The organism is Halorubrum sp. SD612 (assembly GCF_002135005.1).
In genome coordinates this window covers 1-10,159 of the sequence record NZ_NEWI01000104.1, presented here as the reverse complement: position 1 = coordinate 10,159, position 10,159 = coordinate 1, and the positions used below count along the sequence as shown (strand labels likewise).

Sequence of the window (10,159 nt, the reverse complement as noted above, 5' to 3'; positions counted from 1 at the left end):
CGTCGTCCGCGATCGCCGACAGCGTCGGGAACGTCTCCGGGTTGTCGGCGACGAGCCGGTACGAGAGGCCGTCGATCCCGATGAACGCCACGCGCGGCGTGTCGCTCCCTCGCAGCCGGTCGAAGAGGCCCATACACACTCATCTGCGGTCGAGGGCAAAAGGATTGACATCGGACGCTCCGGGGAGTGCGGTCCGGCGGGCCTCGAAGTCGAAGCGCTTGTTGGGTCGAGTTCGTCATGTCGGTAACGACCGGGGCGTCCGCGACGGCCCCGGACCCGCGACGACCCTGGACCCGCGACGACCGCGCACTGGCGTCGCCGCTCCGCTCGGGAAGGGCCCCGTCCGCCTCGGAGCGCCTCGGGAGGCTTTTTGTTCGCGACCTCGGAGGGGTTCGACATGGAGACCCGACGCGCGCTGCTCGTCGACGCGTTCGCCGCGGAGCCGCTGGCCGGGAACGCCGCCGGCGTCGTCCCCGACGCAGAGGGGCTGAGCGACGAACAGCTGGCCGCCGTCGCCGCCGAGCTCGGCGCCTCGGAGACGGCCTTCCTGACCGGGGCCGACGGCGCGGCCGACGACCGGCTCCGGTACTTCTCGCCGACCACGGAGGTCGACCTCTGCGGGCACGCCACGATCGCGATCTACGGCGCCCTGTTCGCCGAGGGAGCGATCGACGGCGGCGAGCGCACGCTCCGCACGAACGTCGGCGACCTCAGCGTCGCGGTCGACGACGACGGCACCGTGTGGATGCGACAGCAGGCGCCGAGCGTCGAGGTCGTCGACGTCGATCTCGACCGGGTCGCGGCCGCGCTCGGCGTCGACCCCGCCGCGCTCCGCGACGTCGGCGCGGACCTCCCCGCCGCGGTCGCGTCCACGGGCCTCCCGTTCCTTGTCGTCCCAGTGAACTTCTTGGAGCGGCTCGGCGAGGCCGACCCGGACGACGCGGCCGTCGAGCGCCTCTCCGAGGAGTTCGACGTCGCCGGCGTGTACGCGTTCTCCTTCGACGCGCTCGACGCCGACTCGACGGCCCACGGTCGGGCGTTCGTGCCCTCACTGGGGATCTCCGAAGACCCGGTCACGGGCACCGCGAGCGGAGCGGTCGGCGGATACCTCCGTCACGTCGACGCCTTCGACGGGGACGAGCCGGACGAGCTCCGCTTCGAGCAGGGCCACTTCCTCGACCGACCGGGCCGCGTGCGCGTGCGAGTAGAGGCGGACGGCGTCCGCGTCGGCGGCCGGGCGACGGTCGCGCTCGACGGTGAGATCCGGATCCCCGGCGGCGAGGACGACGAGATCATCGAGGCGTGATCCCGTCGCGGAGACCGAACGTTTAGCATCGCTCGCGACGTACCGAAACCATGGAATTCGACCTTCCACGCGCGGCAGCGATCCTCGTACTGATCGTCGCGGTCGGCGCCGGCGGCCTCATCGGCGCGGAGATGATGCCCCTCCAGACGACCCTGATGATGGTCGTCCCGTCGATGCTCGTCTTCGGCGGGCTCGCCTTCGCGATCGGCGTGAAACACGGCGAGTTCCGGGCGGGACACGCCTGAACCGATCGAAGGGGCGGCCGAGACCCGCCTCGTAGCGAAACGGTAACGGCCGCCACCTCGGGCGGTCGCGGATCACGACCCTTTTGAAACGCCGTTGCGAACCGGGAGCCGTGCTGCCCGGGTCGCCACTCGTCGAACTGCTGTTGATCGCCGTCGGCGTCGCCCTCCTGTACGCCGGCGCCGAACTGCTCGTCGCGGGGGCGAGGGACCTCGCGCTCGCCGTGGGGCTGAAGGCGTCGACGGTCGGCGTCACCGTCGTGGCGTTCGCGACGACGGCCCCGGAGCTTTTCGTCTCCCTGCTCGGCGCCGTCACGGTGTCGACGGACATCGGACTCGGCGCGATCGTGGGCTCGAACATCGCGAACATCGGGCTCGTGTTGGGGGTGTCGGCGCTGATCCGCCCGCTCAACGTCTCCGACACGGTGTTTCGCCGTGACGTCCCGTTTATGGTGCTGGCCGCGCTGCTGTTGGTCGGCCTCGGTTGGGACGGGCGGATCGGGTTCCTCGACGGCGTCGTGCTGCTCGGGACGCTCGTGGCGTTCACCGCCGCGGTGCTGCGACGCGTCCGGGAGAACCAGTCGGCGATCACCGACAGCGAGCGGGACGAGATGCCGGACGCGAGGGCCCGCGACATCGCGATGGTCGTCGCCGGGATCGCGGCGCTCGTCCTCGGCTCGCGGTGGCTGATCGACGGCAGCGAGTCGCTGCTGGCGGCCGCCGGCTTCTCGGACATCTTCATCGGACTCACCGTGCTGGCGCTCGGCACGTCGCTGCCGGAGCTGGCGGCCAGCGTCGTGGCCGCGGTGCGCGGCGAGGCGGAGTTCAGCGTCGGCAACGTCGTCGGCTCGAACATCTACAACATCCTCGCCGTCATCGGCATCGTGGCCGTCGTGACGCCCATCGGCGTCGCCCCGGGCGTTCGCGGCTTCGAGTTCCCCGCGCTGCTCGCGTTCACGGCCGTCATCGTCGGCATCATGGCGTACAGCGAGCGGATCACCCGCGTCGACGGCGCGGTCCTCACCGTCGGATACGGGGCCTTCGTCTATCTGTTGCTCCCGTAGCGCGGACGGCCGGACCCCGGTCGACGCGCCCCCGCGGAGTCGGAGCAGAACCGACGGCTATTCCGTCGCGGGCGACCGAGTCGGCGTCGTGATAGCGATCGTCGTCAGCCGGGCCGACAGCGCCTCGGCGCACATCGGCGAGCGGCTGCTCGAGGTCGGCGACTGGGAGGCGCGCGAGGACGAGTCGCGCCCCGACGCCGACGGGGGCGCAACGTACTACCGGGCGGCGGGGTTCGAGCTCCGCGAGTTCGACGACCTCCACATCCGCCTGTCGGACCCGGCCGCCGCGTTCGACTGCGACCCCGAGTTCCTCGCGTTCGTCTCCAGACACTCGGGGGAGACGGGCGAACTCCTGACCGCGCACGTCACCGGGAACTTCGGCGAGGCGAAGTACGGGGGCGACCCCGAGTCGCTGGCACGGGCCGCGCCGGGCGCGGAGAAGCGCGCCGTCGAGGCGCTCGCGCGACATGCCCCGGAAGGGTACGAGGTCGGCATCGAGTGTACCCACCACGGGCCGACGGGCGTCTCCGTGCCGTCGCTGTTCGTCGAACTCGGCTCCGACGAGCCGCAGTGGGAGGACCCCGAGGCGGCCGCGGCGGTCGCGCGGGCAGTCCTCGACCTGCGCGGGACCGGCGCGGACGTAGTCGGCGAGGGCGTCGCCGACGCCGCGACCGCGCCGCGCCCCCGTCACGTCGTCGGCTTCGGCGGCGGCCACTACGCGCCGCGGTTCACCCGTATCGTCCGCGAGACCGAGTGGGCGGTTGGGCACGTCGGCGCCGACTGGGCGCTCGCCGACCTCGGCGCGCCCGAGGCGAACTGCGACGTGATCGACGCCGCCTTCGAGCGGAGCCGCGCCGACCGGGCCGTGATCGACGGTGACCGCCCCGACCTCGCCGCGGTGGTCGAGGACCTCGGTCACCGGGTCGTGAGCGAGACGTGGGTCCGCGAGGTCGGCGATGCTCCGATCCCGCTCGTCGAGCGGCTGGAGGCGGCGATCGGACCGGTCGACGAGGGGTTGCGGTTCGGCGCGGTCGCCGACGAAGTCCCCGAAACGGCGGGGACCGAGGCGGAAGACGCCGGTGGCGACCGGGCGGACGGCACCGGCGGCGACGGGGCAGCGGTCCGGGTCCGCGACCTTCCGGCGGACCTATGCTCGCGGGCGCAGGGGCTCGACGCCGCCGCGACGCGGGAGGCGGTCGAGCGCGTCGCCGTCGCGTTCGACACGGAACAAGGCGGCACCCGCGCGGCGGGGCGGGTCGCGTTCGCGACGACTCCGGAGACGCCGGGGTACGCCGACCTCGTCGAGGCCCTGGCGGCGGTGCTGGAGGCGGGGTACGACGCGGTCGAGGTGGCGGCCGACCGGAACGCGGTGGTCGCCCGCGAGACCGCGTTCGACCCGTCGCTGGCGGCCGAACGAGGCGTACCGGAGGGGCCGGCGTTCGGCCGGCTCGCCGACGGGGAGGCGGTCGAGGTCGACGGCGCGACCGTCGAACCAGACGACGTGTCGCGAGCGCGGACGGCGCGGTTCCCGATCGACGGCGACGCCCTCAAATAATTTATAAAAGCCCGTGCGGCCGGCGGATCGACCGCGTCAGCCGTACTCGCTCGGGTCGGCCGCGAACGCCGGAGATTTCGGCGTCCGACCTGCGTCAGACGATCGGGCAAAAATAAATACGTCCGGGTCGCAACGACACCACATAATGGACTCCATCGTTGAGGACGCCATCGACGAAGCCGAAGAGGCCCCCGCAGAGGACGCCGGGGGAGCCGGCGAGAGCGCCGCCGGAGGGAGCGCCGGCGCGCCGCCACAGACCGGGACGATGACCGACGACGAGCTGCAGGACGTCCTCCAAGACCTCCAGACGAACATCACGGTCGTCGGCTGCGGGGGCGCCGGCGGCAACACGGTCAACCGCATGACTGAGGAGGGGATCCACGGCGCGAAGCTGGTCGCCGCCAACACAGACGTCCAGCACCTCGTCAACATCGAGGCCGACACGAAGATCCTCATGGGCCAACAGAAGACGCAGGGGCGCGGCGCGGGCTCCCTCCCGCAGGTGGGCGAGGAGGCCGCCATCGAGTCCCAAGAGGAGATCCAAGACGCCATCGACGGCTCCGACATGGTGTTCGTCACCGCCGGGCTCGGCGGCGGCACCGGGACCGGCTCGGCGCCGGTGGTCGCGAAGGCGGCCCGCGAGTCTGGCGCGCTCACCATCGCCATCGTCACGACCCCGTTCACGGCCGAGGGCGAGGTCCGACGCACGAACGCCGAGGCCGGCCTCGAACGCCTCCGCGACGTGAGCGATACGGTCATCGTCGTCCCCAACGACCGCCTGCTCGACGCGGTCGGGAAGCTCCCCGTCCGGCAGGCGTTCAAGGTGTCCGACGAGGTGCTGATGCGCTCGGTGAAGGGGATCACGGAGCTCATCACGATGCCCGGGCTCGTCAACCTCGACTTCGCCGACGTTCGCACGGTCATGGAGAAGGGCGGCGTCGCGATGATCGGCCTCGGCGAGTCGGACTCCGACTCGAAGGCGCAAGACTCGGTGAAGTCCGCGCTGCGCTCGCCGCTGCTCGACGTCGACATCTCGGGCGCGAACTCCGCGCTGGTGAACGTCACCGGCGGCACCGACATGTCCATCGAGGAGGCGGAGGGCGTCGTCGAGGAGATATACGACCGGATCGACCCCGACGCCCGGATCATCTGGGGGACCTCCGTCGACGACGAGCTCGAAGGCGAGATGCGAACCATGATCGTCGTCACCGGCGTCGAGTCGCCGCAGATCTACGGGAGCAACGGCGAACCGCCGGAGGGCGGCGCGCCGAGCGACGTCGAGGACATCGACTACGTGGAGTAGTCCACCGGATACGCGGAGTAACTCCCCGCACCGAGCCGCATCAAAAGGTAAAAACCGTCTCGTCTCGAATCCGCTGGTAACATGGACGTTCCGTACGATCTCAACAGTTACATTCGGGTGCTGAAGCTGGCGAGCACGCCGAGCACCGACGAGTTCCTCCAGGTGTCGAAGATCGCCGGCGCCGGGATCTTACTCATCGGGTTCATCGGCTTCCTGATCTTCGCGATCATGAGCCTGCTCCCGGGGGTCGGCGCGTAATGCCGATCTACTCGGTCAAGACGACGGCGAGCCAGGAGCGCACCGTCGCCGACATGCTCGCCGAGAAGGAGGCGCCGGAGATTCAGGCCGTCATCGCCCCCGACCAGCTCACGAGCTACGTGATGGTCGAGGCCACCGACGGGACCGCGTTCGGTCGGATCCTCGACGAGATTCCGCACGCCCGCGGCGTCATTCAGGGCGGCGACGGGCCCGCCGAGAGCCCCTTCTCCGAGGTCGAGCACTTCCTCTCGCCGACCCCGGACGTGGAGGGGATCGGCGAGGGCGACATCGTCGAGCTGATCGCCGGCCCGTTCAAGGGCGAGAAGGCGCGCGTCCAGCGGATCGACGAGGGGAAAGACCAGGTGACGGTCGAGCTGTACGAGGCGACCGTCCCGATCCCGGTGACGGTCCGCGGCGACCAGATCCGCGTCCTCGACAGCGAGGAGCGATAGGTCCTCATGTTGAGCGAGCGGCGCGACGCGCCGCGAGCCGACTGCGAGGAGCGGTAGCGCCCCGGATCGAGCGAGCGGCGCGGCGAGCAGCTGATTCGCGGCGTGATAGGCCGGCGCGCTGACGCCGGTATCGCACGCAACGACAAGGGCTTTATTCGACGACGACCGACGGAACGGATATGTTCGGCCACGGCGCGCCGGCGGTGTTGAGCGTGATCCCCGACACGTTCACGTTCGCGTGGATCGTCGCGATCCTCTTCGCGACCTCGTGGGCGCTCGACAGCCGCGGGCTGGCCGCGGGTCGTACGCTCGCGGCCGCGACGTGGGCGCTGTTCGGGCTCTTCTGGCTGTCGACGGTGCCGTACTTCGCGTTCGAACACCAGAGCTACGTGGAGTCGATCCTCGCGCTCGTCGGCTTCCCCGCCAGCGTGTACGCGGGGTATCTCCTCTACGACGGTCGGGCGTCGCTTTTCACCCTCACTCGGGCCATCGCATTCATGCTGTTCATCTACCTCCCGTTCGAGACGATTCCGGCGTTCACCGTCGCCGGGGTCGCGGTCCCGGAGCCCCGCCGGATCCTCATCGAGGTCGTCGCGACGCAGACGGGAACGCTCATCGACCTCCTCGGGTACGCGCCGGAGGCGGTGACGAGCAGGGAGGGGTACGACGCAGCGTACTCGTGGAGCTTGGAAGACGGTCACACCGTCATCATCCACATCGTGCTGGCGTGCACGGGGCTCGGCAGCATGGCCATCTTCGGCGGCCTCGTCGCCGCCGTCCGAGCGCCGCTCTCGCGGAAGCTCCGTGCGCTCGCGGTGTCGGTCCCGCTCATCTACGTCCTGAACCTCCTCCGGACGACGTTCATCTCGGTGGTGTCGGGCAACCAGTACATGCACTGGTACCCGGACCTGGTGATGACGATGTTCGGCGCGACCGATCCCTACCGGGTCTCCTTCCTCATCTCCGACCGGATCATGAGCCAGCTGCTGGCGGTCGTGGCGCTCATCGCCATCACCTTCCTCGCGGTGCGGGAGCTGCCCGAACTCGCGGTCATCTTGGAGGACGTCCTCTACCTCGTCACCGGCGAGGAACACGACCTGACGGAGGCGCTCGACCTCCCCCGCGAGCCGACGAACCGGTAGGTCTCCGACCGGTCGACGGCCCCGTCGCGGCGGCCGCGTCCCCGGACGCGTTCCAGGCTACATATCACTATATAGTAAGCTATAGACGTGGAGGAGAGGTACGAGAGACAATGACCGCGAGGACGCGAAGCCGAACGTCGAGCGCCGGTCGTCGCGGCTCCGCTCGCCGAGGTGGTCGGCGGTGATCGGCGGCGTCGACCCGTTCGTCTACCTGGAGACGAACGTCGCCAAGCTGGTGCTGGCGACCGCGCTCGGGATGTTCCTCGGGCTGGAGCGGGAGTGGTCACAGAAGTCGGCCGGGATCCGGACGTTCGCGCTCGTCAGCCTCGCGGCCGCGGTGTTCTCGCTCGTCGACGAGCCCGGGCTGCTCGTCGGCGGCGGCGTGCTGGTCGTCGCCAGCGCGGTGCTGCTTGCCGTCCGGAGCTTCGTCGAGCCCGAGGTCGACGGGCTCTCTCTGACCACGTCGGCGTCGATGTTCGTCGCCTACGGCGTGGGGGTCCTCGTCGCCGCGGGGCTGTTCATCGAGTCGGTGACGGTGGCCGTGCTCTCGTCGCTACTGCTCGTGCTGAAGCGGGAGCTCCACGCGTTCGCGTGGGGGCTCTCCCGGCAGGAGGTGCGCAGCGCGGTCGAGTTCACGATCCTCGCGTTCGTCGTCTTCCCCCTCCTCCCGGCGGAGACGGTCGACCCGTGGAACGCGGTCCAGCCGCGGCTCGTCTGGTCGCTCGTGGTGGCGGTCAGCGCCATCGGCTTCGTCAACTACGTCCTCGTCAAGCGGTACCAGGGGCGCGGCTACGCGGTGACCGGCTTCTTCGGCGGGCTCGTCAACTCGACCGCGGTCGTCGCGGAGATGGCGAAACGCGCGAGGGGGCGGGCGGACCTCGGCGAGATCGCGGTGGGGTCGATCCTCCTCGCGAACGCGGCGATGGCGTTCCGGAACGCCGCGGTCGTGGCCGCCTTCGTCCCCGAGGCCGCGCTCGTCGTCGGGGCGCCGCTCGGCGCGATCACCCTCGCGGGGATCGGCGTCGCGGTGTGGCGCAGCGACTGGCGGACGACGATGGAAGCGGAGCTCACCTCGCCGTTCAGCCTGCGGAACGCGCTGACGTTCGGCGGGCTCTTCCTCGTCGTGCTGCTCGCCTCGGCGATCGCCGAGCGGACGTTCGGCGCTGGCGGGTTCGTCGCCACCTCCTTCCTCGCCGGGCTGGTGTCCTCGGGGACCTCGACCACCACGGCCGTCTCGCTCCTCGGCACCGGACAGATCGGCGTCGACACCGCGGTCGCGGGCGTGATCGCCGGCACCGCCGCCAGCATCCTGATCAAGACCGCCTTCGCGGCGAGCATCGCGCGAGAGCTGGTGCGGCCGGTGTTCCTCTGGAACCTCCTGCTCATCGCCGTGGGCGTGATCGCTGGGATACCGCTGCTGCTGTTGTAGCGGCGTCCGACGGAGAACGGGGGGCTCGGTGACGCTCGCCCTCAGGACAGGTGTTCGGCGACGTCCGTCGACGACACCATCCCCACGTAGTCGTCGTCGACGACCGGGAGGTGTTTCACGCCGTACATCGTCATCATCGCGGCGACCTCCTGCATCATGAGGTCGGGGGTCACCGTCTCGACGTCCTCGGTCATCACGTCGCGGACCGCCGTCGTCTCCGGGTCGAGCCCGTCGGCGACGGCGCCGACGACGTCGCTCTGCGTGACGATACAGCCGCCGCCCGTCGTCACGACGAGCGCGCTGATGTCGTCGTCGCGCATCCGTCGGGCGGCGTCCCGGAGGGGCGCGTCCGCTCCGAGCGTTTCCAGCGGCGTCGACATCACGTCCGCGACGCGGGTTCTGTCGTCGAGATCCATACCCCGAAGTGTGCTACCGCGTCTCATTACTCTTCCGGAACGCACAACCCGGGGCGGGCGCGTCGCGGCTCCGGACCGGCGGGACGCGATCGGACCGGAAGCCCGGCAGGCCCGTCACTTCGCCCGCGAGAGGTGCGCCGTGAGGTCCGTCGTCGACACCATTCCGACCGGCCTGTCGTCGCTATCGGTCACCGGGAGGTGCGTGTAGCCGTGCGCGGTCGGCTCGGCCAGTTCGGTGACCGTGTCCTCGCGCCCCACCGTGACGACGTCGGTCGTCATGAACGCCTCCACCGGCGTCCGGTCCTTCGGGTCGTTGTCGCGGACGAGCGCGACGAAGTCCGTCGCGGTGATCAGCCCGGCCAGCGCCCCGTCGGGCTCGACGACGAGAATCGAGCTGACCCCGGTCTCGCGCATCTTCCTGGCCGCCTCGTCGGCGGCGGCCCCGCGTTCGATCGTCGTGAGGTCGGTCGACATGAGCCGGTCGACGGGCACGTCATTCATGAGTCGTGGTAACGTCAACCACGATAATCAATCATCCGGTCCGTCCCACCCCGTCGGGCGCTCCCTGCGCAGTGCGTGAGACCGCGGCGGACGAGCGTCGCCTCACTCCTCGACGAGCGGTTCCGGAGCGCCGGCGAGGCCGACGAGCGCGTCCGCCTCGACGTGATGGAGGTCGCCCGGGATCACGAGCAGGTGGAGCGGGTCGCCGAACTCGCGGTCCGCGAGCGCGCTCAGTCGGTCGGCGGCGACGACCGCGTCGGGGGAGCCGGCGCGCGCGACGACGACCGCGAGCTCGTCGCCCCAGTTGTCCGCGAGCAGGCCCGCGGCGACGTCCGCGGTCATGTACTCCTCGTGGTCGGGATCTGGGCCGCTCGGGCCCGTCCCGACCTTGATGTCGAGGTAAACGACGGTGTGGAGGCCGCGCTCCCGGTTCGCCTCGATCGTCTCGACCACGCTCGCGGGCACGTCGTCGCCGCCGTGCGCGTACGGGA

The 10,159-nt window shown here is 70.6% G+C and carries 11 protein-coding genes and 1 pseudogene; 9 read left to right on the top strand and 3 right to left on the bottom strand.

The annotated features are described in order from the left end of the window. Window positions 1-397: 397 nt before the first annotated feature. From B9G38_RS11805 to B9G38_RS11765, 9 genes are all read left to right on the top strand, one after another. Window positions 398-1,306, top strand: coding sequence for a PhzF family phenazine biosynthesis protein (locus tag B9G38_RS11805; RefSeq protein ID WP_086220495.1), 909 nt, complete (start codon window positions 398-400; stop codon window positions 1,304-1,306). Between the two features lie 50 nt (window positions 1,307-1,356). Further along, window positions 1,357-1,551, top strand: a complete 195-nt coding sequence (locus B9G38_RS11800; RefSeq protein ID WP_049931121.1) for a hypothetical protein — start codon at window positions 1,357-1,359, stop codon at window positions 1,549-1,551. A 110-nt stretch (window positions 1,552-1,661) separates the two neighbouring features. Next, entirely contained in the window at window positions 1,662-2,612 is a 951-nt protein-coding gene (locus B9G38_RS11795) for a calcium/sodium antiporter (RefSeq protein WP_086220494.1), read from the top strand. 88 nt (window positions 2,613-2,700) lie between these two features. Next, window positions 2,701-4,167: a D-aminoacyl-tRNA deacylase gene (locus tag B9G38_RS11790; RefSeq protein ID WP_086220493.1), complete on the top strand. Its 1,467-nt coding sequence runs from the start codon at window positions 2,701-2,703 to the stop codon at window positions 4,165-4,167. A gap of 145 nt (window positions 4,168-4,312) precedes the next feature. Beyond that, the gene (gene ftsZ, locus B9G38_RS11785; protein WP_086220492.1) at window positions 4,313-5,470 is read left to right on the top strand and encodes a cell division protein FtsZ; all 1,158 of its coding nucleotides are present in this window, start codon (window positions 4,313-4,315) and stop codon (window positions 5,468-5,470) included. 81 nt (window positions 5,471-5,551) lie between these two features. Next, window positions 5,552-5,728, top strand: coding sequence for a protein translocase SEC61 complex subunit gamma (locus tag B9G38_RS11780; protein ID WP_017342689.1), 177 nt, complete (start codon window positions 5,552-5,554; stop codon window positions 5,726-5,728). Further along, a complete protein-coding gene (locus B9G38_RS11775; RefSeq protein WP_017342688.1) occupies window positions 5,728-6,180 on the top strand; it encodes a transcription elongation factor Spt5 in 453 nt (150 codons plus the stop codon). The genes B9G38_RS11780 and B9G38_RS11775 overlap by 1 nt, the downstream gene beginning before the upstream one ends. 179 nt (window positions 6,181-6,359) lie before the next feature. After that, the gene (gene artA, locus B9G38_RS11770) at window positions 6,360-7,322 is read left to right on the top strand and encodes an archaeosortase A (RefSeq protein ID WP_086220491.1); all 963 of its coding nucleotides are present in this window, start codon (window positions 6,360-6,362) and stop codon (window positions 7,320-7,322) included. Between the two features lie 181 nt (window positions 7,323-7,503). Beyond that, window positions 7,504-8,751: an MgtC/SapB family protein gene (locus tag B9G38_RS11765; protein ID WP_086220490.1), complete on the top strand. Its 1,248-nt coding sequence runs from the start codon at window positions 7,504-7,506 to the stop codon at window positions 8,749-8,751. Between the two features lie 41 nt (window positions 8,752-8,792). Here the strand turns inward: B9G38_RS11765 and B9G38_RS11760 are convergent, their stop codons facing one another. From B9G38_RS11760 to B9G38_RS11750, 3 genes and pseudogenes are all read right to left on the bottom strand, one after another. Beyond that, complete coding sequence (locus B9G38_RS11760) at window positions 8,793-9,167, bottom strand: CBS domain-containing protein (RefSeq protein ID WP_086220489.1); 375 nt, start codon at window positions 9,165-9,167, stop codon at window positions 8,793-8,795. A 114-nt stretch (window positions 9,168-9,281) separates the two neighbouring features. Then, the gene (locus tag B9G38_RS11755; protein ID WP_086220488.1) at window positions 9,282-9,668 is read right to left on the bottom strand and encodes a cyclic nucleotide-binding/CBS domain-containing protein; all 387 of its coding nucleotides are present in this window, start codon (window positions 9,666-9,668) and stop codon (window positions 9,282-9,284) included. A 102-nt stretch (window positions 9,669-9,770) separates the two neighbouring features. Beyond that, window positions 9,771-10,159, bottom strand: a pseudogene (locus B9G38_RS11750) (diphthine synthase); the annotation flags it as partial.

Excerpts from the sequence above, each read along its gene's own strand:
- B9G38_RS11780 (WP_017342689.1), top strand. The coding sequence starts at position 5,552 with ATGGACGTTCCGTACGATCTCAACAGTTACATTCGGGTGCTGAAGCTG.
- B9G38_RS11755 (WP_086220488.1), bottom strand. The coding sequence starts at position 9,668 with ATGAATGACGTGCCCGTCGACCGGCTCATGTCGACCGACCTCACGACG.
- ftsZ (WP_086220492.1), top strand. The coding sequence starts at position 4,313 with ATGGACTCCATCGTTGAGGACGCCATCGACGAAGCCGAAGAGGCCCCC.
- B9G38_RS11805 (WP_086220495.1), top strand. The coding sequence starts at position 398 with ATGGAGACCCGACGCGCGCTGCTCGTCGACGCGTTCGCCGCGGAGCCG.
- B9G38_RS11760 (WP_086220489.1), bottom strand. The coding sequence starts at position 9,167 with ATGGATCTCGACGACAGAACCCGCGTCGCGGACGTGATGTCGACGCCG.
- artA (WP_086220491.1), top strand. The coding sequence starts at position 6,360 with ATGTTCGGCCACGGCGCGCCGGCGGTGTTGAGCGTGATCCCCGACACG.
- B9G38_RS11775 (WP_017342688.1), top strand. The coding sequence starts at position 5,728 with ATGCCGATCTACTCGGTCAAGACGACGGCGAGCCAGGAGCGCACCGTC.
- B9G38_RS11800 (WP_049931121.1), top strand. The coding sequence starts at position 1,357 with ATGGAATTCGACCTTCCACGCGCGGCAGCGATCCTCGTACTGATCGTC.